Source organism: Streptomyces sp. NPDC002958 (assembly GCF_055563255.1).
This window is the reverse complement of sequence record NZ_JBVHDS010000001.1, coordinates 566,523-590,852: the sequence shown is the minus strand read 5'-3', so window position 1 is coordinate 590,852 and position 24,330 is coordinate 566,523. Positions and strand designations below refer to the sequence as shown.

General features: G+C 70.2%; 17 protein-coding genes and 3 pseudogenes. 11 read left to right on the top strand and 9 right to left on the bottom strand.

Going from position 1 to position 24,330, the window contains the following annotated elements:
• Positions 1-16: 16 nt before the first annotated feature.
• The 3 genes and pseudogenes from ACZ3IC_RS02760 to ACZ3IC_RS02750 form a co-directional block, all read right to left on the bottom strand.
• Positions 17-109: pseudogene (locus tag ACZ3IC_RS02760) on the bottom strand (RidA family protein); the annotation flags it as partial.
• A 24-nt stretch (positions 110-133) separates the two neighbouring features.
• Positions 134-892, bottom strand: coding sequence for an IclR family transcriptional regulator (locus ACZ3IC_RS02755; protein ID WP_467411818.1), 759 nt, complete (start codon positions 890-892; stop codon positions 134-136).
• The gene (locus tag ACZ3IC_RS02750; protein WP_467411817.1) at positions 889-1,932 is read right to left on the bottom strand and encodes a sugar kinase; all 1,044 of its coding nucleotides are present in this window, start codon (positions 1,930-1,932) and stop codon (positions 889-891) included. Before ACZ3IC_RS02750 ends, ACZ3IC_RS02755 begins: the two co-directional genes overlap by 4 nt.
• 166 nt (positions 1,933-2,098) lie before the next feature.
• Between ACZ3IC_RS02750 and ACZ3IC_RS02745 the strand changes: the two genes are divergently transcribed.
• From ACZ3IC_RS02745 to ACZ3IC_RS02730, 4 genes are all read left to right on the top strand, one after another.
• Positions 2,099-3,478: an amino acid deaminase gene (locus ACZ3IC_RS02745; RefSeq protein WP_467411815.1), complete on the top strand. Its 1,380-nt coding sequence runs from the start codon at positions 2,099-2,101 to the stop codon at positions 3,476-3,478.
• Between the two features lie 553 nt (positions 3,479-4,031).
• Positions 4,032-5,465: a family 2B encapsulin nanocompartment shell protein gene (locus tag ACZ3IC_RS02740; RefSeq protein ID WP_467411814.1), complete on the top strand. Its 1,434-nt coding sequence runs from the start codon at positions 4,032-4,034 to the stop codon at positions 5,463-5,465.
• Positions 5,466-5,692: 227 nt separating this feature from the next.
• Positions 5,693-6,742: a family 2 encapsulin nanocompartment cargo protein terpene cyclase gene (locus tag ACZ3IC_RS02735; protein ID WP_467412116.1), complete on the top strand. Its 1,050-nt coding sequence runs from the start codon at positions 5,693-5,695 to the stop codon at positions 6,740-6,742.
• Between the two features lie 14 nt (positions 6,743-6,756).
• Positions 6,757-7,626, top strand: a complete 870-nt coding sequence (locus tag ACZ3IC_RS02730) for a geranyl diphosphate 2-C-methyltransferase (protein ID WP_467411813.1) — start codon at positions 6,757-6,759, stop codon at positions 7,624-7,626.
• A 402-nt stretch (positions 7,627-8,028) separates the two neighbouring features.
• On the opposite strand, the pseudogene ACZ3IC_RS02725 reads toward ACZ3IC_RS02730, so the two are convergent.
• From ACZ3IC_RS02725 to ACZ3IC_RS02715, 3 genes and pseudogenes are all read right to left on the bottom strand, one after another.
• Positions 8,029-8,148, bottom strand: a pseudogene (locus tag ACZ3IC_RS02725) (siderophore-interacting protein); the annotation flags it as partial.
• A gap of 83 nt (positions 8,149-8,231) precedes the next feature.
• Positions 8,232-9,092 (bottom strand): S1 family peptidase, encoded by an 861-nt coding sequence (locus ACZ3IC_RS02720; RefSeq protein WP_467411810.1) that lies wholly within the window; start codon positions 9,090-9,092, stop codon positions 8,232-8,234.
• A 141-nt stretch (positions 9,093-9,233) separates the two neighbouring features.
• Complete coding sequence (locus tag ACZ3IC_RS02715; RefSeq protein WP_467411809.1) at positions 9,234-10,100, bottom strand: AraC family transcriptional regulator; 867 nt, start codon at positions 10,098-10,100, stop codon at positions 9,234-9,236.
• 212 nt (positions 10,101-10,312) lie between these two features.
• Between ACZ3IC_RS02715 and ACZ3IC_RS02710 the strand changes: the two genes are divergently transcribed.
• From ACZ3IC_RS02710 to ACZ3IC_RS02700, 3 genes are all read left to right on the top strand, one after another.
• Positions 10,313-10,513, top strand: coding sequence for a DUF4287 domain-containing protein (locus ACZ3IC_RS02710; protein WP_467411807.1), 201 nt, complete (start codon positions 10,313-10,315; stop codon positions 10,511-10,513).
• Positions 10,514-10,739: 226 nt separating this feature from the next.
• Positions 10,740-11,951, top strand: a complete 1,212-nt coding sequence (locus ACZ3IC_RS02705; protein WP_467411805.1) for a pyridoxal phosphate-dependent aminotransferase — start codon at positions 10,740-10,742, stop codon at positions 11,949-11,951.
• Positions 11,952-12,037: 86 nt separating this feature from the next.
• Positions 12,038-12,448, top strand: coding sequence for an SCO4983 family protein (locus tag ACZ3IC_RS02700; RefSeq protein ID WP_467411803.1), 411 nt, complete (start codon positions 12,038-12,040; stop codon positions 12,446-12,448).
• Between the two features lie 129 nt (positions 12,449-12,577).
• Here ACZ3IC_RS02700 and ACZ3IC_RS02695 read toward each other — a convergent pair whose 3' ends face one another.
• Positions 12,578-14,323: an Ig-like domain repeat protein gene (locus ACZ3IC_RS02695; RefSeq protein WP_467411801.1), complete on the bottom strand. Its 1,746-nt coding sequence runs from the start codon at positions 14,321-14,323 to the stop codon at positions 12,578-12,580.
• Positions 14,324-14,596: 273 nt separating this feature from the next.
• Complete coding sequence (locus ACZ3IC_RS02690) at positions 14,597-16,447, bottom strand: phosphoenolpyruvate carboxykinase (GTP) (RefSeq protein ID WP_467411800.1); 1,851 nt, start codon at positions 16,445-16,447, stop codon at positions 14,597-14,599.
• A gap of 212 nt (positions 16,448-16,659) precedes the next feature.
• Here ACZ3IC_RS02690 and trhA point away from each other — a divergent pair, with 212 nt between their 5' ends.
• The 3 genes and pseudogenes from trhA (at position 16,660) to ACZ3IC_RS02675 (ending at position 18,356) form a co-directional block, all read left to right on the top strand.
• Complete coding sequence (trhA, locus tag ACZ3IC_RS02685; RefSeq protein WP_467411797.1) at positions 16,660-17,355, top strand: PAQR family membrane homeostasis protein TrhA; 696 nt, start codon at positions 16,660-16,662, stop codon at positions 17,353-17,355.
• A gap of 126 nt (positions 17,356-17,481) precedes the next feature.
• A pseudogene (locus tag ACZ3IC_RS02680) lies at positions 17,482-17,672 on the top strand (MFS transporter); the annotation flags it as partial.
• Positions 17,673-17,723: 51 nt separating this feature from the next.
• The gene (locus tag ACZ3IC_RS02675) at positions 17,724-18,356 is read left to right on the top strand and encodes a TetR/AcrR family transcriptional regulator (protein WP_467412113.1); all 633 of its coding nucleotides are present in this window, start codon (positions 17,724-17,726) and stop codon (positions 18,354-18,356) included.
• Between the two features lie 83 nt (positions 18,357-18,439).
• Here ACZ3IC_RS02675 and ACZ3IC_RS02670 read toward each other — a convergent pair whose 3' ends face one another.
• Positions 18,440-20,479 carry a thioredoxin domain-containing protein gene (locus ACZ3IC_RS02670; protein WP_467411796.1) on the bottom strand — a complete coding sequence of 680 codons (2,040 nt, stop codon included), beginning with the start codon at positions 20,477-20,479 and terminating at the stop codon, positions 18,440-18,442.
• A gap of 342 nt (positions 20,480-20,821) precedes the next feature.
• Between ACZ3IC_RS02670 and ACZ3IC_RS02665 the strand changes: the two genes are divergently transcribed.
• Complete coding sequence (locus ACZ3IC_RS02665; protein WP_467411793.1) at positions 20,822-24,082, top strand: tetratricopeptide repeat protein; 3,261 nt, start codon at positions 20,822-20,824, stop codon at positions 24,080-24,082.
• Positions 24,083-24,330: the final 248 nt, after the last annotated feature.

The following is a 24,330-nucleotide window of genomic DNA, read 5'->3' as shown; positions in this document are numbered from 1 at the left end:
GGGTGCAGCAAGTGGATCAGCCGGGCACCGCGAGCGCGTCGATCTCGATGAGCAGGCCCTTGGGGAGGCCGACGTAGACCGTCGTACGGGCGGCGGGGGCCGCCTTGAGAGCGATCTTCTCGGTCATGGCCGTTCAGGCTTTCTTGGCTTGGTTGGTGCCGGAGTACTCCCGGCTGATGGTGTCGGCGGTGCGGCGCACCAGGGGGAGCAGGGTGAGGAGTTCCTCGGCCGTGACGACGACATTGGGTGCGGAGACCGACATCGCGGCGACGACCCGCCCGTCCGCACCCCGGATGGGGGCGCCGATGCAGTTGATGGACTCCTCGTGGCCGCCGAGGTCGGCGGCCCAGCCCTGTTCACGGACGACGGCGAGCTCCTTGAGGAAGGCACCGGCGTTCGGGGTCGAACGGGACGTGTACATGGGGTAGTCGAGCTTCTCGGCGATGGCGCGCCGCTCGGGCTCGGTGAGGTCGGCGAGGAGCAGCTTCGCCACGGCGGCGACGGTGATCGCGACGGGCTTCCCGATCCGCGAGTACATCCTGACCGGGTAGCGGCTCTCGACCTTGTCGATGTAGAGGACCTCGTGCTCCTCGTACACCGCGAGATGCACGGTGTGGCCGCAGCTCTCGTTGAGTTCGACGAGGTGGGGGTGGGCGATCTCCCGTACGTCGAGGTTCTCGACGGCCTCCTGCGCGAGCGCGAAGAGGCGGGCGCCGAGGCGGTAGCGCTGGTCCTGCTGGCGGTAGACGAGTCCGTGCTCATGGAGCGTACGGAGCAGACGCAGCGCCGTGGACTTGTGGACGCCGAGCCGCTCGGCGACCTGGCCGAGGTCGGCGGGCCCCTGGGCGAGCAGCGGCAGAATACTCAGCGCCCGGTCGACGGTCTGACTCATGTCGTACGTACCTCCTGGTCGTCCCCCGTCCACCCGGGGCCGAGACGAAGTCTCCCCCAGGCGTCGTCGTCCAGTGCGGCAAGGGCGTCGGCGTAAGCGCGAGCCGGAGGATCGGTGAGGTCGCCGGCGACGGTGAGGACGGCGGCGGCCATGAGGTGGCCGTGCCGGACGCGGTCGCGTACGGGGAGGCCGCGGAGGGTGGCGGAGAGGAACCCGGCGGCAAAGGCGTCACCGGCACCGACGGGGGCGACGACGTCGACGCGGAGGGCGGGGACGGTGGTGACGTCGCCGGTGCCCGAGAAGACCGTCGCGCCCTCCGCGCCCCGCTTCACGACCAGGACGGACGGCTCCGGCAGCGCCGTGCGGATCGCCTCCGCGCCGGTCACCCCCCATGCCTCCTCCGCCTCGTCCTCGCCGACGAAGACCAGGTCGGAGCGGCGGGCCAGGTCGAGGAGCACATCGGGGGCCGCGTCGGCGTCGCGCCACAGGCCCGGCCGGTGGTTGACGTCGAAGGAGATCAGCGGGCGACCGGGCCGGGGGGCGGTCAGCTCGTGGAGCAGGGCCAGGCAGTCGGCGGAGAGCGCCGCGGTGATGCCGGACAGGTGCAGGACCCGGGTCGCGGGCAGCGTCTCGTACGGAATGTTCTGCGGGGACATCGCGGACGCGGCGGACCCGGCCCGGTAGTACGCGACCTCGTGCACCTCGGTGGCCCGGTCCGTCGCCGTACGGAAGTAGATCCCCGTGGGCCGCGACGGATCGCGCCGCACGCCGGAGGTGTCGACCCCGTAGCCGACGATCGCCTCGACGAGATGGTCACCGAAGCCGTCCGCGCCGACCCGGCTGACCCAGGCCGCCCGGTGTCCGGCGGCGGCCAGCGCGCAGGCGACATTGGACTCGGCGCCGCCGATACCGCGGCCGAAGGAGGGTACGTCGGCGAGGCGTCCGGGCTGCGACGGCAGGAACGTCACCATGGACTCGCCGAGGCACACGACTTCGGCGGCCGTGGCGGCGTCGGCGGTCCTGGCCGGGATTGCGGACACTCGGGGCTCCTCGCGGGGTCGGCGGATTCGGTGATTCGGCGGATGTGCCGGGGCAGCGGTTCAGGGAGGGGCGGCGCCGGCTGTCGGCTCTCGGCTCTCGGCCGTCGGCTCTCGGCATTGACCAGGCGTCGGCTCGGATGTTAGACAGCGTTGAGCGATATGCGCAATGACTGTTGCGCATGACGCAACGAACACTTCGATCGAGGAGGCCCCCTTGGCCGCCGACCGTGCGTGGCATGCCGAACGGAGTCACGGCCGACTGGACACGCATCCTGTGGCCGGACTTGCCGACGAGCTGGTCGACCACCGCTTCAAGGCCCTCCCGCCCGACGCGGAGGGCCTGACCGTCGGCGCCCTCGCCGCCGAGCGACGCAATCTCTTCACGGGCGGTTTCACCACCCCGGTGCTCGCCCTGTCCGCCGAGTCGGTCGAGCACAACCTCGCCCTCCTGGAGACGTACGCGGAGCACCACGGGCTCGCCTTCGCCCCGCACGGCAAGACCTCCATGTCCCCGCAACTCTTCGCCCGCCAGCTGGAGCACGGCGCCTGGGGCATCACCGCGGCCGTGCCGCACCAGGCACGGGTCTACCGGGCGTACGGGATCCGGCGGATCTTCCTCGCCAACGAGCTCGTCGACGCCGTGGCCCTGCGCTGGCTCGCCGCTGAGCTGGACTCCGATCCGGACTTCCGCTTCATCTGTTACGTCGACTCGGTGCGCGGCGTGGAGTTGATGGACGAGGCGCTGCGGGCGGCGGGGGCTCCCCGCCCCGTGGACGTCGTCGTGGAGCTGGGCGCGGGCGAGGGTGCGCGCACCGGTGCCCGTACCGAGGCCGAGTGCGCGGCGGTCGCCGACGCGGTAGCCGCGACCGGGACCCTGCGTCTGGTGGGCGTAGCCGGATACGAGGGCGAGGTGCCGGACGCATCGGGCGAGCGGGTACGGGAGTGGCTGCGCCGACTCGTCGCGCTGGCCGTCGACTTCGACCGCGCGGGCCGGTTCGCGGCGTCGGCGGCCGACGAGGGGATCGTGATCAGCGCGGGCGGCAGTGCGTGGTTCGACGCGGTGGCGGACGTGTTCGCCCAGATCCCGGAACTCTCCGGCCCGGTGCTCAAGCTGCTGCGCTCGGGGGCGTACGTCTCGCACGACGACGGTCACTACCGCCACCTCACCCCGTTCAACCGCGTCCCGGAGGAGGGGGCCCTGCAGCCCGCCTTCCGGCTGTGGGCGCAGGTTGTCTCCCGACCCTCCCCCGAGCAGGCGTTTCTCAACGCGGGCAAGCGGGATGCGGCGTACGACCTCGACCTCCCGCAGGCGCAGGTCGTTCGGTCCGGCCGCGACGGCACGGTCCGGCCCGCGACGGGTCTCACGGTCAGCGGCCTGTCGGACCAGCACACGTGGTTGCGTACGGAGCCGGGCGCCGAGCTGGAGGTGGGTGACTGGGTGGGGATGGGTCTGTCGCACCCGTGCACGAGCTTCGACAAGTGGCAGCTGATTCCGCTGGTGGAGGCGGACGGCACGGTCACGGATTACATCCGCACGTTCTTCTGATCCCCACGCCTTCACCCACGCCGCCATGAACTTCGGCGTGAACAAGGGCAGGACGCCTCAGCTCCTCGCCCTGCTCGACGGCGCCCTCGACGCGGGCGCGGACATTTCCCTCGACACCTACCCGCACCTGGGGCGAGGGGAGGGCACTTGTGGGGGCCGCGCGTGTTCGACCTGCGCGGCAGGCCGCGGCTGGAGCCCGTCCGCGGCCACTTCGCCGACACCCTCGTCGCGGCATGTATGCGGGACGCCAATCGCGAACTGACGGGCGTGCACCCGGACTTCGAACCATGGCAGCGCCACGGGGGCGCGGCCAAAGAAGTCAAGACTCCCATCCGGACCAGGCCGGACCGGGCCGGACCGGGCCGCATCGGCGAGCGAAGTCCGGTGCCAGGGGTCGCGAAGTTCCCCTCTCCTCTGGAGCACAGGCGCGCCTGCCGCACCTATTCATCACGACGCGTTACCAATGTCTACGGTACGTAACCCCGCTTGCTGTTGGTGAAGTCTGCCCTGCTGGAGCCAGGCGGGTCATCTCATGAATTGGGAGAGGTAGTCGATGACTGTCGAGACACGCCCGTCAGAAGAAACGAAGGCGCAAGGGCAAGCACAGGAACAAGCACAGGAGCAGCTCAGCCTCGGCACTGCGGCGGCGCGGAATCTCGCGACCACCACCAAGTCCGAACCCCAGATGCAGGGGATCAGCTCGCGGTGGCTGCTGCGGAAGCTGCCGTGGGTCAACGTTCCCGGCGGTGCCTACCGGGTCAACCGGCGCCTGTCGCTCACGGTCGGGGACGGGAAGGTGACGTTCGAGAAGAACGGCTCCAAGGTTCGTGTCATCCCGCAGGAGCTGGCCGAGCTGCCCTTGCTGCGTGGGTTCTACGACGGCCCGGCGTTGGGCGCGCTGGCCGACAAGTTCGTCCAGAAGGAGTTCGAGCCCGGCCAGGTCATCGTGCAGGAGGGCCGGAAGGCCGATCACGTCTACCTGATCGTGCACGGCAGGGTGGACGAGGTCAGGCCCGCGAAGTACGAGGGCGAGGCCATCATGGGCCGGCTGTCGGACGGTGACAGCTTCGGCGGCAACGTGCTGGCGGGGGCGGACGGCAAGTGGGGTTCCACGGCCCGTGCGGTGACCGCGACGACGCTCCTGGCGCTGCCGCACAGCGCGTACAAAACGGTCGCCGACCAGTACGAGGCGCTGCGGTCGCACGTTCACAAGCGCAGCGCCGACGCGCAGAGGCCGACGAACAAGGCCGGTGAGGCCGCGATCGAGTTCCTGTCCAGCCACAAGGGCGAGCCGACCCTGCCGACCACATTTGCGGACTACGAACTCCACCCGCGTGAGTACGAGTTGAGTGTGGCGCAGACGGTGCTGAAGGTGCACAGCCGGGTCGCCGACCTCTACAACCAGCCGATGAACCAGACGCAGCAGCAGTTGCGGCTCGTCATCGAGGCGCTGCGCGAGCGTCAGGAGAAGGAGCTGGTCAACAACCCCGAGTTCGGGCTGCTCCACAACACCGACTTCGACCAGCGCATCCCGACCCACTCCGGCCCACCCACCCCGGACGACCTCGACGACCTGCTGAGCATGCGCCGTGGGACCAAGTACATCTTCGCCCACCCGCGCGCCATCGCCGCCTTCGGCAAGGAGTGCAACAAGCGGGGCCTCTCCATCAGCAGCACCGATGTCGACGGCCACCACATCCCCGCATGGCGGGGCGTGCCGATCCTGCCGTGCGGCAAGATCCCGATCTCGGAACACCAGACCTCGTCGATCATCGCCATGCGTACCGGCGAGGACAACGAGGGCGTCATCGGCCTCTACCAGACCGGTCTGCCCGACGAGGTCGAGCCCGGACTCAACGTCCGGTTCATGGGAATCGACGAGAAGGCGATCATCTCCTACCTCGTCAGCACCTACTACTCCGCCGCCGTCCTCGTCCCGGATGCGATCGGTGTTCTCGAAAACGTCGAGGTGCGACCCCGTGACTGAGCACAGGGTTCGGCTAGTGGAGGAGGGCTGAGACGGTGTCGTTTCTGTCCCCGTCGTTCGCCGCCTCCGCCATCCGTGAGGTGGCGGGCCCGGTGCGCGCCTTCCTGTCCGACCCGGCACGTCCCGGGCAACGGGATCTGTTCGCCCCGCCGCCGGAGCCGACGGCCGTGCGCGCCGCCACCCCGGCGAACCAGGCGGCGGCGTGGCTTCCCGGCGGCCCGACCGGCTTGGGCACATCAGCGGCCAGGGATCTTCTTCCGCCGCCCGCAGGCCAAAGCCGGTCCGCCCCCGCGGCCCGGCCCCGCGCCGGTGACCCGATTCCGGGCCTGCACTGCCCGCCCGCCGTGCCGGCCGACCCGGCCAAGGTCGCCGAGGTGGACCGGCGACTCGAAGCCTGGGCTCGTGAGCTCGCCCTGTTTCCCCCTGAATGGGCGGGGGACTTCGCCGGATTCCAGGTCGGCCGTGCGGTCGTCCTGCAGCACCCGGCGGCGGCCGACCTGGAGCGTCTCGTCGTCGCGGGCAAACTGCTGGTCGCGGAGAACGTCGTTGATGACTGCTACTGCGAGGACTACGGCGGATCTCCCGTCGGCCTGGGCGGCCGGCTCATCATCGCGCAGAGTGCCCTGGACCCCCTGCACACCGCGGACGGCTACCAGCAGCAGTGGCACGAGGGGTTGGGTGCGGACGCTCCGCTGCGCTCCTACGCCGATGCGATCCGCTCCTTCCGAGACATCGCCACTCCCAGCCAGGTCACCCGGTTCATCCACGACGTCGCGCGCCTGCACCTGGGGTATCTCGCCGAGGGCGCCTGGGCGCAGACCCGTACCACCCCACCGGTGTGGAAGTACCTGGTGATGCGGCAGTTCAACAACTTCCGCCCCTGCCTGTCCATCGTGGACGCCATGGACGGCTACGAACTGCCCGAGCCGCTCTACTCCCGCCCGGAGGTCCAGCGCGTCACCGCGCTGGCCTGCAACGCCGCCACGCTCGTCAACGACCTGTACTCCTTCACCAAGGAGATGGCCATCGACGAGCACCACCTGAACCTCCCGGTGGTGATCGCCGCCGAGGAGCGCCGCGGTCTGAAGGACGCCTACCTGAAGGCCGTCGACGTCCACAACGAGATCATGCACGCCTTCGAGGACGAATCCTCCACCCTGGCCGCCCAGGACCCGGCCCTGGCCCGTTACACCACCGGCCTCGCCGCCTGGGTCGCCGGCAACCACGAATGGCACCACACCAACACCTACCGCTACTCCCTGCCCAACTACTGGTGAGAGAAGGCAACCGCATGACCACCACAGCCCACCGCGCCGGCGTGGCAACAGCCCCGGCCATCAGCCACTACCAGGAGTCGGTGGCCGACTACTGGAACCGCGAGAAGAACCCCGTCAACCTCCGGCTGGGCGAGGTCGACGGCTTTTACCACCACCACTACGGCATCGGCGACGTCGGCTGGTCGGTCCTGGAGGGCCCCCAGGACACCCGCGACGAGCGCGTCATCGCCGAACTGCACCGCCTGGAGAGCGCGCAGGCCGACTTCCTGGCCGACCACCTCGGTGCCATCACCCCCAACGACCGCCTGCTGGACTCCGGCTGTGGCCGGGGCGGCGGCAGCCTGGTCGCCAACAAGCGGTTCGACTGCCACGTCGACGGGATCTCCATCTCAGAGACCCAGGTGGCCTTTGCCAATGCCCAGGCCAAGAAGCACGGCGTGGACGACAAGGTGCGCTACCACCTCAAAAACATGCTCGACACCGGCTTCGAGACCGGCTCGTTCCGCGCCATCTGGAACAACGAGTCCACGATGTACGTCGACCTGTCGACACTGTTCGGCGAATACGCCCGCCTCCTCGCACGCGGCGGCCGGTACGTCACCATCACCGGCTGCTACAACGACACGTACGGGCTGCCCTCCCGCGAGGTCTCGACGATCAACGCCCACTACATCTGCGACATCCCCCCCCGCTCCGCCTATTTCAAGGAGATGGCGAACAACCGGCTCGTACCGATCAGCGTGGTGGACCTCACCGCGGCGACCATCCCGTACTGGGAGCTGCGCGCCAAGTCCTCCCTGGGCACCGGCATCGAGGACACGTTCCTGACCGCGTACAAGAACGGCAGCTTCCAGTACCTGCTGATCGCCGCCGACCGGATCTGATCCCGTCGATCGCGAGCGGGACGCACCCCGGACACCCGGGCGTGCGTCCCGCAGCACCCCCGTCAAAAGGTCCAGATAGGAGGGTGTGTTCCCGATGGAACCGGCACAGTGGGTCCCGGACCTGCTCACCAAGAGGAAACACCACACCGCCGACGGCAGCTCGTGCACGGACTCCGACGGGGACACAGCACTCAGCCACCTCCCGGGCGAGTCCGAACCCCCGACGACCAGCTCGACGACGCGACCACCGAACGTTCTCCCTCCCGCATCGTCCAGCCGGTCGATGACGGAGCACCCCGCGGCCACTGAGGACCGGCTTCCCGCAGCAGCCCGTGTACCGGAGCTATAGGGCGGCTTCGGCTTCCACCCGCTGCTGTTGCTTCCTGGCCAATACCGGCGAGGCTAGGCCCGGTCCCGGCCCTCCGCCGCCCTCTCCTTCGCCCAGGCCAGGTCCTCCTCGGTCGGGGCGTCGTCCTGGGTGAGGCTCGCCCGCCAGTAGCCGCTGAACTCAACTGCGGCCCGGCGCACGGACGCGCCGTGACCCCACGAGTGCGTCGCCGCCGCGATGCGCGGTCGGCATCGCGGCGGCGCTGTGGCTCACGAACTCACGGCTTGGGCAGGGCACACCCCGGCCGGTCGAGGTCGAACTTGTTGCCGGTACCGATGCACGGCACGATCCCGTAGGTCTGCTGGGCATAGTTGATGCCCTGGCGCACCGTCACATTGCCGCTCTCGTCGACCTCGCACGGGTTGTTGTCCGTGCACCGCTGACCGTCCTCGTTTCCGGTGTTGTTGACGGCGACGACCTTGCCGGTCGCGTTGTCGATCACCGGGGAGCCGGACGTACCGCCGATGGTCCGGCAGGCGGAGGTGTAGCGGACCGAGTCCTTCCAGGTCCACTCGCCCTCCTTGAGGCGGTAGACGAAACCGTCCACATTGCAGGCGTACGTGCGCTTCCAGTAGCCGGAGACCACCGTGATCGCGGTGCCCTGGACCGGATGCGCGGCGTTGAGCTCCAGCGCCTTGATGCCGTAGCTGCTCTCGATCTGGGCGTAGGTGCGGGTGAGTTGGTACACCGATATGTCGGTGTCGGTCATCGTCCCGTACGCGATCTTGCTCGCCCGCAGGGTGCCGACACCACTGCCCGAGGCATTCAGCAGGGTGAAGCTCCGGGTGGACGGCTGGTCGAACACGACCTCACCGGGGCCCGGGAATCCCGTCTCCATGCAGTGCCCGTTGGAGAGCACAAGCGCGGGGTCGGAGGGCTGGGAGTCGGGCGTACGGACGACGGAGCCGGAACAGTTGCTGAGCGCCACGGTCCCGGCGAAGTTGACCGCCTTGGGCCTGACCTTCTCCTTGACCGCGGTGGGCGCCGTCGCTTCGTGGCCGGTTGCCGCGGTTGCGGGCGCGACACCTGCCCCGAGGAGCAGGACGGCGAACAGCGCACCGACGAGAGGCTTCTTCATGTGGGGGTCCCCTCAAGTGACTTGGGCAGGGTCCTGATGGCCCCCGCCCAACGAAGTTTCGTCAGACTTGACATGCGCATGCTGGCGCACTGAGGGGACCCCCACAAGGGGCGGTTTCAAGCCGTCCGGACCCGGGGCCGGTCAGACGGCGTCCGGCTCCACCGGGATCCACAGCTCGGCCGAGGCCTCCCCCGCGACCGGCGACGGCCCGACACGCAGGATCTCGGGACCGGGCCTGCTCAGGTACGGATTGGACGGGAACCACTGGGTGAACACGTCCCGCCACAGGTACTGGAGCGCCTCCGGGAAGGGCCCGGAGTTCTCGAAGACCGCCCATGTACCGGCCGCGACCACCAGCACGTCCAGGTCGTCCGGCGCGTGCGCACCGGTCACCACGGCGTGGTAGTAGTCGAGTTCGGTCCCCTCCGCGCGGCTCTCCGCGAGGTTGTCACTGACCTGGACGATGCCCTCCGGCTGCTGGTCGGACAGCGCCGCGATGCGCGCCACGGTCTCCTTGTCGATGCCCCGGACGAACTCGGCGATGGCCGGGTTGACCCCCTCGTGCACCAGGGGGACCCGCGCCTTCCTGCCGACCACCCGGAACTCGTCCTTCGTCACGATCCGGTACTCCATGCTGCTGCTCCCTTCGACCACGAGACGGAAGGACATCCGGGGCTGGGACAGCAAAGCCGCACCGGCCCGCCGGGCCTCGCCGGGACCGACGCCGTGCATGGCACGGAACGCCCGCGCGAACGCCTCCCCCGAGGAGTAGCCGTGGCGCACGGCGACCTCCAGCAAGGTCCGCTCCCCGTGGAGCACTTCGGCGCCCGCGAGCGTCAGCCGCCTGCGCCGTACGTACTCCGACAGCGGCATCCCGGCCAGCGCGGAGAACATCCGCCGGAAGTGGTACTCCGACGTCATGGCGATCCGCGCCAGCTCGGCCGCCTCGATCCGCTGATCGAGACGGCCCTCGATGTACTCCATGGCCTGGTTCAGCTTCTCCAGCACCTCGGCCTCCTTCCCTTACGAGCACCCACGCTAGGAACCACGCACCCCCGTGGGCCCGACATCCTGTGCCCGGTGCGGTCGGGTCGGGCGCGGCGGTGCGCCGAAGCGGGCCAGGCAGTGCCACACCTTCTTCAGCCTTACGGCGGGGGCGCCCGGCACGTCGTGCGATTTCTGATGGGGTGACTGTCATACCCGACTGACAGACTGATGCCGTGAAGGGTCCCGCCAGCTATTTCCCCTCGATCGAGAAGAAGTACGGCCGTCCGGTCGCGGATTGGAAGGACCTGATCCGGTCCTCGCCGCTGGCCAAGCACATGGAGATCGTCGGCTGGCTCAAGTCCGAGCACGGCCTGGGACACGGCCACGCCAACGCCCTGGTCGCGCACACCCTCGCCGAGGACAAGGGCGAGTAACCCCACCTGCCCCGCCCGCCTCCCGCGTCGTGGCGCATCTCACCCGCCCGTGTCCGTCACGCCCCTGTCCCGCCGCTTTCGAAGCCCCGTCGCCGTCACCGCCTGGCGTTCCCTCGGTGCCGGACCGGTGGGGGCATGGCTATGGAAGACGGGGAGGTTACCCAGGTGGGGCAACCGGAGGGGAAAGGTCGGGCGGCGCGCGCAGCGCGGTCGTAAGCTCCCGGACATGCAGGTCATCCAGTCCACGAAGCTCGCCAACGTCTGTTACGAAATCCGGGGACCCGTGCTCGAGGAGGCGATGCGGCTGGAAGCAGCCGGTCACCGCATCCTCAAGCTGAACACCGGCAACCCTGCCGCGTTCGGGTTCGAGTGCCCGCCCGAGATTCTTGAGGACATACTGCGCAACCTCTCCGGGGCGCACGGCTACGGCGACGCGAAGGGGCTGCTGTCCGCGCGGCGGGCGGTGATGCAGCACTACCAGACCAAGGGGATCGACCTCGACGTCGAGGACATCTATCTGGGCAACGGCGTCTCCGAGCTGATCCAGATGTCGATGCAGGCGCTGCTCGACGACGGCGACGAGGTCCTCGTACCAGCCCCGGACTATCCGCTGTGGACCGCCTCGGTGTCGCTGGCCGGCGGTACGGCCGTGCACTACCGGTGCGATGAGCAGGCCGACTGGATGCCGGACCTCGCCGACATCGAGCGGAAGATCACCGACCGCACCAAGGCGCTCGTGATCATCAACCCGAACAATCCGACGGGCGCGGTGTACGACGACGAGATGCTGCGCGGGCTGACGGAGATCGCCCGGCGCCACAATCTGGTCGTCTGCTCCGACGAGATCTACGACCGGATCCTGTACGACGGCGCGACCCACACCCCGACCGCGACGATCGCGCCCGATCTGATGGTGCTCACCTTCAACGGGCTCTCCAAGAACTACCGGGTGGCCGGGTACCGCTCGGGGTGGCTGGCGGTCTGCGGTCCGAAGACGCACGCCTCCTCGTACATCGAAGGGCTGACGATCCTCGCCAATATGCGGCTCTGCGCCAATATGCCGTCGCAGCACGCCGTGGCCACCGCGCTCGGCGGGCGGCAGTCGATCAATGATCTGGTGCTGCCGGGCGGGCGGATCCTGGAGCAGCGGGACGTCGCGTACGACCTGCTGACGCGGATTCCGGGCGTGACCTGTGTGAAGCCGAAGGGGGCGCTGTATCTCTTCCCGCGCCTCGACCCCAAGGTCTACAAGATCAAGGACGACCGGCAGATGGTCCTCGACCTGCTGCGGGCCGAGAAGATCATGGTCGTGCACGGTACGGGGTTCAACTGGCCGGAGCCCGATCACTTCCGCGTCGTTACGCTGCCCTCGACCGAGGATCTGACGGACGCGGTGACCCGGATCGCGAACTTCCTGGACGGATACGCCCAGCCTTAACGGGCGGCCGCACCCCGGTCGACCATAGACAACTTTAGACTAAATCCAAGCTAGGATGGTGGCACAGCAACATCAGGAGGCCATCCATGTACGAACCGATCCGCACCAAATCGGTCCACACACCGGCTGACCACGCCGACGACTTCCCGCACCGTTCCCGCGAGGAAGAGCTGGACATCCAGCTCGCCGGACACCTGGCCGCCCTTCTCTCGGTCACCGACGAGCTGGACCTCGGCGAGGCGGGCGACCGCATCGCCGAGCAGGTGACCAGGCTGCGTGGTGCACCGCCCGCCCGGCACGCCGGTCGAACCGATGCACCGGCACTCACGCTGCACCGCCGTGCGCATGCCCTCGCGGGTCGCGCACTGGTGGTGGCCGCGTCCCGCGCCGACACGGCCGTCGCGATTCTCACGGCCGAGCGCATGGACGCCCACGCGGCGGCGGTCGCCGCTGCCACCGCCCCCGCCGCTCCGGCACGACTGGTCGGCGCCCTCTGACGGCCCCGGTCCACGGGCCACCGGGACACGTGGACCGGGCGCCATCCGTTCATACTCGCCGGGCTTTTGGCCAACGCCGCGAGCGTACGCGCTGGGCGGCACGACGGGGCCAAGCTTGCCGCGAGGGCACTAGTTGCGGACGCGTACCGTCGCCGACGCCGTCGATGCGCTGTGCAGGTCGTCGCCCGAGTAGCCGACCTCGTACGTCACCTGGCCGGCGGCCCGGGGCAGGTCGTTGATCGTGAAGGTGCCGTCGGCCGCGACGGCGGCCGAGGTCAGCGTGCCGGTGCCGCTTTTGTCGGTGCGCTGTACGGAGAGGGTGATGCCGGCGGGAAGCGCACGCCCCTGACCGGTCAGAGTGCCGTTGATCGTGAGGCCCTCGCTCTTCGTCGCTTCCGCGGGAGCCGTGAGCGTGATGGTGGTCGGGGCCTTGGCAACCGCAACGGTGAGGGCGACGTCCTCGGCCGGGCGGTGGGTGACATCGCCGGTGAAGGAGACGGTGTACGTGGCGTCGCCGACCAGTGACGGGACGTCGAGAACGGTGAACGAACCGTCGGCGTCGACCTCGACGGGAGCCAGCTCGCGGTCGCCGTTCGCGTCGTGCCGTACGGCCGACACCCGGACCGGCTCGGTGGGCGCGGTCCCGTCGAGCTCCAACCGGCCCCGGATACCGAGGGGTTCGCCGACGACCGGCTGCCCCGGGGTGGTGGAGAGAGCACCGGTGAAGCGGGAGTCGTACTGGGCGGCGGGGGGCTGGATGACATGCAGCCAGTACTCGTTGCCGGACGTGTTGGCGGTGACGGCGAACAGGCGCGACCCGTCCTTCGACCAGCCGAGCCCGCGCGGTGCGATCCGGTCCCCGTCGAGCGCGCCTTCGAAGGCGAACTCCAGCGGAGCCGTACCGTCCGCCGGGTCCGCGGGCTGCACCAGCAGGTCGGCCGTGGACCCGGTCGCGGCGGCGCCCCGCGCGATGTACTTGCCATCGCCGCCGAAGGCGACCGCGGACGCCTTGGCCCCATCGGGCAGCGGCTGGTACGCGGTCGCCGCGTCGGACAGGTCGGCGGCGTCCAGGAGCCGGGTGCCGGCGCCATAGGCGGCGTCGGCGACGGCTATGCGCCGGCCGTCGGCGGACTGCGCGATGTCCTTCATGTCGAGCGCGCCCAGGCCCTCACTGTCCGCGAACCGGCGCTCCGGGCCGCGCACAAGGGTGTCGCCGCTCGCGTCGAACGTGGTGAGGAACGGGTTCGGCTCCCCCGCGCTGCGGGACTGCGCCATGACCAAACGGTCGGGCGCCTCGGGGCCGCTCGCCAGCCGCAGCCGGCCCGCGGCGTTCCAGCCGGTGTTGACGGCCTGGGTGGCGTTCGTGCCGTACAGCCAGGTCCGGTACGTGTCGCAGTCGGAGTAGGTCGGCGTCCCGGTGTGCCAATCCTTGCCGCCGGCGAAGGCGACATCGCGCGGGCAGCCCACGTCGGCGGTGGTGAAGGCGAAGCCGGTGCGCTCCTGTGTCACGGTGTCGAACGCGAGGATCCCCGAGGACTGCGCGACATAGAGCGTCCCGCTGTCCGTGCTGAGGGCCATCCCGGACGGCGCGGTACCGGTGGGCAGCGAACCGACCTTCTGCCCCTCGAAGTTGTAGACGTGAACCTGGTTCGCGACCCGGTCCCTGCGGTCGTCCGTGATGTAGACCCGTTCGTGCACAGAGTCGACGACCATGGCCGAGTACGAAGCGATCGGCAGCTTTGCCACGGTGTCGCCGACCACGGGGCCGTCGGCCGCGCGGGCTACGGGCGGCGCGAGGGCGGTGAGTCCCGCGGTGGTGAGTGTCAGCGCGGCCAGTGTCGCCGCGATGCGTCCATGGTGCCGGATCTTGTTCAACTGAGTCCCCCACAGGCCCGGTTGGCCTCCGGTCGACCGATCGGAGGCGATGTGAAGGATCATCAAAGCCTTGTGGAGATGTCGTGCGCAAGGATACGGCGATGCTTGGACGTTCTTTATAAAAGGGGCGGGAAAGGGCGACCCCCGGAACCGTAAGGGGATTCCGGGGGCCGTACCGCGGCGGGTCGTTGACCCCACAGGTCAGGGCGGATGTCCGGAGACCCGGCCGCGGGGTGTGTGGGGGCGCACCCGCACGGGGTACGCCCGGGGGCGTCAGCCCAGGCGCTGGACCAGCGCGCGGTACTCGTCCCACAGTTCCTTCGGCGCGTGGTCACCGAAGGTGTTGAGGTGCTCGGGGATCAGCCCCGCCTCCTCGCGCCAGACTTCCTTGTCGACGTTGAGCAGGAAGTCCAGGTCGGATTCGGAGAGGTCCAGGCCGTCAGTGTCCAGGGCGCCCTTGGCCGGCAGGATGCCGATCGGCGTCTCGACGCCCTCGGCCTTGCCCTCCAGGCGCTCGACGATCCACTTCAGTACGCGGCTGTTCTCGCCGAAGCCGGGCCACACGAACTTGCCCGCGTCGTTCTTGCGGAACCAGTTCACGTAGTAGATCTTCGGAAGCTTCGACTGGTCCGGCTTGTCCGCGCCGACCTTGATCCAGTGGTTCATGTAGTCGCCCATGTTGTAGCCGCAGAACGGCAGCATGGCGAACGGGTCGCGGCGCAGCTCGCCGACCTTGCCCTCGGCGGCGGCGGTCTTCTCGGAGGCCACGTTGGCTCCGAGGAAGACGCCGTGCTGCCAGTTGAAGGACTCGGTGACCAGCGGTACGGCCGAGGCACGGCGGCCACCGAAGAGAATGGCCGAGATCGGCACGCCCTTCGGGTCCTCCCACTCGGGCGCGATGATCGGGCACTGCCCGGCCGGGACGGTGAAGCGGGCGTTGGGGTGGGCGGCCGGCGTCTCGGACGCGGGCGTCCAGTCGTTGCCCTTCCAGTCGGTGAGGTGGGACGGAGCGGTCTCCGTCATGCCCTCCCACCAGACGTCGCCGTCGTCGGTGAGCGCGACGTTGGTGAAGACGGAGTTGCCCCACATGGTCTTCATGGCGTTGGCGTTGGTGTGCTCGCCGGTGCCGGGCGCGACGCCGAAGAAACCGGCCTCGGGGTTGATCGCGTAGAGGCGGCCGTCCTCGCCGAACCGCATCCAGGCGATGTCGTCGCCGATGGTCTCGACGGTCCAGCCGGAGATCGTGGGCTCCAGCATGGCGAGGTTGGTCTTCCCGCAGGCGCTCGGGAACGCGGCCGCGACGTACTTCGCCTCACCCTGCGGCGGCGTGAGCTTGAGGATCAGCATGTGCTCGGCGAGCCAGCCCTCGTCGCGCGCCATGACGGAGGCGATGCGCAGCGCGTAGCACTTCTTGCCGAGCAGGGCGTTGCCGCCGTAGCCGGAGCCGTACGACCAGATCTCGCGGTCCTCGGGGAAGTGCGAGATGTACTTGGTGGAGTTGCACGGCCACGGAACGTCTTCCTGGCCCTCTTCCAGGGGTGCGCCCAGCGTGTGGACGGCCTTGACGAAGAATCCGTCGGTGCCGAGCTCGTCGAGGACGGCCTGTCCCATGCGCGTCATGGTGCGCATCGAGACGGCGACGTACGCGGAGTCGGTGATCTCGACGCCGATCGCGGAGAGCGGGGAGCCGACGGGGCCCATGCAGAACGGCACGACGTACATCGTGCGACCACGCATGGAGCCGCGGAAGACACCCTTCTCACCGGTGACGCTGTTTCCCTCTTCCCCGGTAAAGATGGCCCGCATCTCGGCGGGGGCCTTCCAGTGGTTCGTCGGGCCCGCGTCCTCCTCCTTCTCGGAGCAGATGAACGTACGGTCCTCGACGCGGGCGACGTCGCTCGGGTCGGACGCGGCGTAGTAGGAGTTCGGGCGCTTGATCTCGTCCAGCTTCGTGAACGTGCCCTTGGCCACGAGTTCCTCGCACAGGCGCTCGTACTCGGCCTCGGAGCCGTCGCACCACACCACCCGGTCCGGCTCGGTGATGGCTGCGATCTCGTTCACCCAGGAAACGAGCTCCTGGTGGTTGGTGGGGGCAGTGAGGGGAGCCGCGATGTCGCGCGCCACGATCGCTCCTTGATGAGGGTGTCTGTTTGGTAGTTGCCCCGTGGGGGCTGCGACCCGGATGCTTCGACCCCTTCGAATCTCGTTGGCGCTCATCCGGTGCCGACCGCACTCATTTGATCATCCGACCGATCTGCCCATATGTCCAGGGGAGCGCCCACGTGAGCATTGCCACTCATGGCTGCTACCTACGGTGGCGTAGGTACGATGCGGGGATGACTGCCGCCGCCGCGCCCGAGCCAGCCGGGCTGGAAACAGCCGAGTCCGACACCGCCCCGGTGAAGCCACGGATGCGTGGCTGGCTGCACGCCGGAATGTTCCCCGCCGTGATCGTCGCGGGGATCGTGCTGATCGCACTGACGGACAGCGTCCGCGGCCGGATCGCCTGCGGCATCTACATCCTCACCGCGTGCCTGCTGTTCGGCGTGAGCGCGCTCTACCACCGCGGCACCTGGGGTCCGCGCGGCGAGGCGGTGCTCCGCCGGCTCGACCACGCGAATATTTTTCTGATCATCGCGGGCACCTACACCCCGCTGACCCTGCTCCTGCTCCCCGAGGCCACCGGGACGCCGCTCCTGTGGGCCGTCTGGGCGGCAGCGGCGGCGGGCATAGCCTTCCGGGTGTTCTGGGTCGGCGCCCCGCGCTGGCTCTACACGCCCTGCTACCTGGCGATGGGCTGGGCCGCGGTCTTCTTCCTGCCGGACTTCATGCGGACCGGCGGGATCGCGGTGCTGGTGCTGATCGTCGTCGGCGGGCTGCTCTACAGCGCCGGCGGTGTCATCTACGGCATCAAGCGGCCCAACCCGTCACCGCGGTGGTTCGGCTTCCACGAGGTCTTCCACTCACTCACCCTGGCGGCCTTCGTCGTGCACTACGTCGGCATCTCGCTGGTGGCCTACAACTACGGCTGAGCGCAATCACAGCTGCGCGCCCCCTTCCGCCCCTCCCCCGCAATGGCCGTGGCTTGAAAGCCGCGGCCATCCACCATGTCGGGCCCGGACAGGGGCAGCCAAGTGAAACCAACCATCTTTTGAGAGTTGATTTCACTTGGCTGCCCGCTGGTCGCGAGCGGGCTCGTCCTCGGATTCGACACGACGATCCTCGACGAGGCGCTGCCGATCACGGCCGAACAGCTCGGTGCCACCACCGATGAGCAGCAGTGGATGGCCGACGCCTACGTCGTCGCCTCGCCGCGCCGATGCCCCGGGCCGGATCGCTCGGCGACCGTTCCCGAAGCTCTCGGGGTGCCGGCGCCCGTCGATGCCTGACAATGGCGACCATGGCCGCCACCTCTCGTACCCCTTCCGTTTCCGCCCCTGGAACGCCTCCCACGATGGGGCTGCGCGAGCGGAAGAAGCTCAAGACCAGGATCGCGATCCGTCGGGCGACGTACCGGCTGATCTCCGAGCAGGGGTACGACGCGACGACGATCGAGCAGATCGCGGAGGCGGCCGAGGTGTCGCCGAGCACCGTCTTCCGGTACTTCGCGACCAAGGAGGACATCGTCCTCACGGACGAGTACGACCCGATCATGGAGGCCGAGCTGCGCAACCGGCCGGCTGACGAACCTCCGCTGGAGTCGCTGCGGTTCATCATGGCCGAGGCGCTGACGGCGTTCCTCGCGAGCGAGGAGGAGGAACTGCGGCAGCGCACCCGGCTGATGGTGGAGGTCCCCGCCATCCGGGCACGGATGACGGAGACCATGTCGGACACGGCGAAGGTGCTGGCCCAGGCACTCGCCGACCGCAGCGGCCGCAGCCCCGACGACCTGGAGGTCAGGGTGTTCATCGCGGCGGTGCTGGGGGCGCTGCGCGAGGTGACGCTGTACTGGGGCGAGCACGGTCAGGAGGGCGACCTGATCGCGCTGATCAACCAGGCGCTGGACACGCTCGAAGGCGGGCTGACGCTGTAGCCGGGGCTTCACCCTCAGTCCCCGGACGGCTCCGCCCTCAGCCCCCGGACGGCTTCACCCTCAGTCCCCGGACGGCTCCGTCCTCAGTCGTCGGACGGGCCCGATCCGAGGTTCCGCGCCAGTGCCTCCCGGTCCGTCGTCGGCACATCGCAGACGAAGTGCCTGCACACATACGCCGTCGGCGCCCCGCCCACCATCGGCCGGTCCGCCAGCAGCGGGAACTCCGTCCCCGCCGTCTCCCCCGCCGCCACCACCGCACCGGGCGCCCGCCCCAGCAGCGCCGTACGGTGCAGTTCGCCGCCGACCGGCCCGGCGACCGCGACCTCGCGCGGCCCGTCGAGCAGCGCCTCGGCGACCGCGAGCCCCCAGCCGATGAACCGCGGTACCCGCGAGCCGAGCGCCTTCACCACGCCCAACGCCCCCTCCGCTGCGGTGCGATGGGCCTCCGAGCCGGTGTATGCGGCGTACGAGAGCAGCGCACCGGCCGCCGCCGTCCAGCCTGCCGGGGTCGCGCTGTCGGTGGGGTCCTGCGGACGGCGGATGAGCTTCTCGGCGTCGTCCGCCGTGTCGTACAGCTGCCCGCCCTCGCCGGTGAAGTGCTGGAGCACGATGTCGAGCAGGAAGCCGGCGAACTCCAGCCAAACGCCTTCGCCGGTGACCGCGGCCAGGGCGAGGAAACCCTCCGCGACATCGCCGTAGTCCTCCAGGACCCCGGCGTGCCCGCCGGTCCGCCCGTCCTTCGACGTACGGGCCAGCCGGGCGACGTCGCCCATGTGGACCCGTACCAGCAGATCCGCGGCCTCGGTGGCACGCTCGACGAGATCGGGCCGGTCGAAGTACGCCCCTGTCTCGGCGAGCGCGGCGATCGCCAGGCCGTTCCAGGCGGCGACCACCTTGTCGTCCCGGCCGGGACGCGGGCGCAGCTCGCGGGCGGCCAGCAGCTCGGCCCGTACGTCGGCGACCCGGTCCGCGTCCACCACGGCGCCCGCCCGCGCGAGCCGGAGGACCGAGGTGCCCTCCTCGAATGTGCCCTCCTCCGTCACCCCGAGGTACTCGGCGGCGAAAGCCGCGTCCTGATCGCCGAGGACCTCCCTCAGCTGTTCGGGCGTCCATACGTAGTACGCGCCCTCGGCATGCCGGCCGGTCCCGCCGTCGCTGTCGGCGTCGAGAGCGGAGGCGAAACCGCCCTCCGGCGTGCGCAGCTCGCGCACCATGAAGTCGGCCGTCTCCAGAGCGATGCGGCGGGCCAGTTCCGAGCCCGTCGACCGCCACAGGTGTGCGTACACGCGACAGAGCAGCGCGTTGTCGTAGAGCATCTTCTCGAAGTGGGGTACCAAAGGCCCACCAGTCCTCGGCGTGAGTACGTACCGGTGGAACCCGCCTCCCACCTGGTCGTACAGGCTCGAACGAGCCATCGCGCCGCACAGCCCTTCTGCCATCTCCAGAGCCGCCACGGAACCGGCGCGCGCGTGGTGGCGCAACAGGAACTCGATCACCATCGACGGCGGGAACTTGGTGTCTCCCTTGAACCAGCCGCTCGCGGGATCGACGTCCCTGGTCAGTTGGAGAAGGGCCAGGACCTGAGTCTCCTCGGTGGGCGTCCCGGCATCCCCGGTGCTCAGCTCCCGCCCGGCAAGGTCCCGAGTGATCTTCCCCGCGACTTCTCCCACCTCGTCCCGTCGGCTCGTCCAGGTGTTGTGCACACCTTCAAGCACCTGGCGGAAGGACGGCATGCCGTGGCGAGCCCCGGGCGGGAAGTAGGTGCCGAAGTAGAAGGGCTCCCCGTCCGGCGTCATGAACACGGACATGGGCCAGCCGCCCTGCCCAGTGGCGGCCTGCACGGCCTCCATATAGACGGCGTCCACGTCGGGACGCTCTTCACGGTCCACCTTGACGGACACGAAGTGCTCGTTCATGTACGCGGCGGTGTCGTCGTCCTCGAAGGACTCGTCTGCCATGACGTGACACCAGTGGCAGGCGCTGTAGCCGACGCTCAAGAACACGGGGACGTCGCGCCGCCGGGCTTCTTCGAACGCGTCGGTCTCCCATGGCCACCAGTCAACGGGGTTGCCCGCGTGCTGGAGGAGGTACGGGGACGTGGCCTGCGCGAGTCGGTTGGGCATACCCCCATCCTTGCGCACCCACCGAAGCCCCGCCCATGTGCCACGGGGGCAGCACACGAACGGGGCGAAGGGCTGCCGGCTGTGCCGGCTCAGTGCTCGCGCGGCCGGTACGGCGACTGCGCGGCCCTGCCTCACCACGGTTCGCGACCGGGACATGGCGGGGGTGCCGGAGGGGCGACGGGCTCGCCGCACGGCAGGCAGAAAGGCCACCCCCGATTCGGGGTCCGTCACACACTCGGCGCGGCAGCGCGGGCACTCTCGCGCTGCCGCGCCGTACGCAGGACACTGGGCGGCGATGCCGGCTGAGGCAGTTGCATTCGTCGTATCCGGAGGGGGACGCACATGCGGGACAGCCATCGGGCGGAAGCGGAACGGCTGTTGGTACGCGCCGTGGAGGAAGAGGTGCGACAGTCGGGCGGCCGGGCCGACGCCGGTGCGCTGATGGCGCGCGGGCGGGCCGCGCTCGATTCCCTGGCGGCCTGCGCGGGCGACGAGTACGCCGCGTATCTCCAAGCGCTGGACGCGGCGGAGGCCGGACAGCAGCCGCTGTCGCAGCGGTTCAACCGAGCGGCCATGGGAACTCCTCTGCTGGTCACCGGAGTTGCCGCGGTCGCCGCCTTCGGTGCGGATATCGCGTTCGGTACGGCGGCGGGGCCCGCCCTCGGCGCGGGCGCCGTCGTCGCGGTCGCGGGGGCCACGGCGACCGTCGCCAAGGTCACCGCATCGCACTGGCCCGCCGCCCACCGGCGGGCGGGTGCGCTCGGGCAGCCGGGCGGCGCCGAACAGCTGCGGCTGCAATGGCTGGCGGCACTGGAGGTACGGGGCATCCGCCCGTTCCTTGACCAGCAGCGGATGCTCACCGCATCGTCGCGCACACCGACGAAGAAGGTTTCCGCGCAGTCACGGACCGCCCCGTCGCTGCGCGGCCAGGACCGCAGTGCAGCGGCCCGCACGCGCGCACTCCTCGATCAGTCGTTCGGCCATCTGCCCACCACCGAGGGGCCGTTCGCCGGGCGGCGGGCCGAGCTGGCACAGATCGCTCAGTGGGTGCGCGAGGCCCGTGCGTCGACGGAGACCAAGCCGACCGTCGTCGTCCTGCACGGCACGCCCGGCTCCGGACGCACCACGCTCGCGGTACGGGCGGCGCACAGCCTGAAGGACCAGTTCCGGGGCGCGTGCGTGGTGGACCTGCGCGGCGATGTGGCCGGGGAGACACCGCTGCCGACCCGTGACGCGCTGCTGCATCTGCTCAACCGGCTGGGCGCGCCCCGCGAGCAGCTGCTGTTCCGGGATGGGGGCTCCCCTGGCCGAGCGGGATCGAGCGCTCGGGGAAGAGCCTCCGCCGAGCAACAGGTGCGGCGGCTGAGCGAGCTGTACCACCAGCATCTGACCGGCACCCCGGTGACGATCGTCCTCGACGACGCCGCCGACGCGGCCCAGGTCCGCACACTGGTTCCCGAGCGCTCCGACAGCCTCGTCCTCGTCACCGCCCGCGAGCCCCTGGAGCTGCCCGCCGACATCCCGGCCCGGGTCCATCAGCTGCCGGTCGGCGCACTGGACGCGGCCGGCGCGGAGGAGCTGCTGCGCGAGGCGGCCGGGGCGGCGGAACAGGGGCCGTACGACTCCCGGTCGACGGACACCGTCGCCGAGCTGTGCGGCGGGCTGCCGCTGGCGCTGCGCATAGCGGGCTCCTCGCTCGGTCCACGGACCCGGAGCGCTCTCGCCACCGGCCTCGCCGCGTACGGCCCGGTCGCACCGGTCGAGCGAGCGCTGTGGCTGCGCTACACCGACCAGCCCGAGCAGACACAGCGGCTGCTGCGCCGACTCGCGCTGGCCGGGCGGGCCAGCCTCGGCGCCGCAGCGGCGGCCGCGCTGCTCTCGACCGAGGAGCAGGAGGCCGAGCAGCTGCTGAGGGCCCTGGCCGGGGCCGGGCTCCTGGACCATGTGCGGGGCTCGCGCTACCGGCTGCATGATCTCGTGCGGGGCTTCGCCCTGGCCCGGCTGCGGGACGAGGAGACCGCGGCGGACCGTACGGCGGCCCAGGAGCGGCTGATCCAGAACTACGCGGAGCTGGCCGGTGCCGTGATCCGCATGGTGGACGGCAAGATGTCCACCCGGGTCGGCCAGTTCGGCCCGCACGGGTTCGGTTCGCTGGACTCGGCGCTGCGCTGGCTGGACGACGAGTCGAGTTTCATCACCTCGGCGCTGCGCCACGCGGAGGGCGTCGACCAGCAGGCCGTACTGGATCTGCTGGGCGCGTTGTGCGACTACTGTCTGCTGCGCGGCGACCTCTACCGGCTGGGCGAGATCAGCGAGTTGACGCAGGCCGTGGACAAGGGGCTGCTGGAGCGGTCCGTGCAGTGGCGTACCGGCATCGCGGCGCGTCAGCTCGGCGAGCTGGACAAGGCGCGCTCCACCCTGTCGTCGGTCGTCGGGCTGTACCGCGAGGCGCAGAACGATTCGGGTACGGCGCTGGCGCTCTGCTCGCTCGGCATCACCCTGCACCACCAGGGCAATCTGACCGAGGCGGCGGCGCGGCTGCGCGAGGCGATCGAGCTGCAGTCCTCCGAAGAGCAGGCCGGGGACCGGGCCTGGTCGCTGCACGCCCTGGCCGCCGTCGAACGCGACCGTGCCCATCCGGCCCGGGCGCTGACCCTCCTGGACACCGCGCTGGCCCTGCACCGGGAGGGCGAGTCGCTGCACGGCGAGGCGTGGACCCAGTTCCAGCTGGGCCAGACCCTGCTGCGGATGGGCGATGTGGAGCGGGCGGAGGACGCGCTGCGTACGGCACTGGAGCTGTACAGCCGTACCCGGGACGAGCGCGGCGAGGCGTGGGCGCTGACCCAGCTGGCCCGCGCCCGGCTGCTGGACGGCGACCCGGGCCCGGCGGCCGAGGAGCTGTACCTGGCCCTGGCCCGCCACCGCGACAACGAGGACGCGCGCGGCGAGGCGTGGACGCTGTACTACCTGGGTCAGGCCCTGGAGGAGAGCGGCGACACCGATCAGGCGGTGCGGCAGCTGGAGCGGGCCCGCACGATGTTCTCCCGGATGCGGGACGCGTACGGGCTGGCGTGCGCCCGGCACCACTCGGGCCGGGTCACCCGCGACCAGCGGGCCGCCCAGACCGGAAACCTGCTCAATTCCGGCTTCGCCCGCCAGCTCCTGGTCGACGCCCGGGCCGACTTCCAGCGCATCGGGGTCCCCCACGGGGAGGCCTGGACGTGCCTGGAGCTGGCCCTGATCGACGCGGGCAACAACCGCGCCCCGCAGGCGCTCGAGCTGTGCGACGAGGCCACCGGGCTGTTCGACTCGTACGGCGACACGCGGGGCGCGGACTGGGCCCGCTTCCTGCGCTGCACACTGCTGCCGTACGCGTCAGCGGGCGGCAGCGAGGTGGGCACGGTGGTGGCCCAGCAGGAACTGGCCGATCTGCTCCGGGTCGGCCGTTCGACGCGCGACAGCAAGCTGGAGGACTGCGCGGAGGCGTTCACAGTGGTGCTGAACCGCGGCGTGGACCTGGAGGACGGCTGGCAGGCGTGGCGCCTGGGCATGACGCCGACACGCCATGCCCGGGAGGTGATGGGCGTACCGGCCCGGCCATGACCGGCCCGTCCAGCGCGTGGCGACCACAACCGGCCCGTCCACCGATCGAGGACGCCTTCGAGCCGAGCGGGCCACAACCGGCCCGTCCGCCGATCGAGGACGCCTTCGAGCCGAGCCGGTCACAACTGGCTGGTCCGCCGATCGAGGACGCCTTCGAGCCGAGCCGGTCACAACTGGCTGGTCCAGCGCGAGCCGGCCATGACCGGCCCGTCCAGCGCGTGGCGGCCACCGGACGCCCCGGTGCCCGC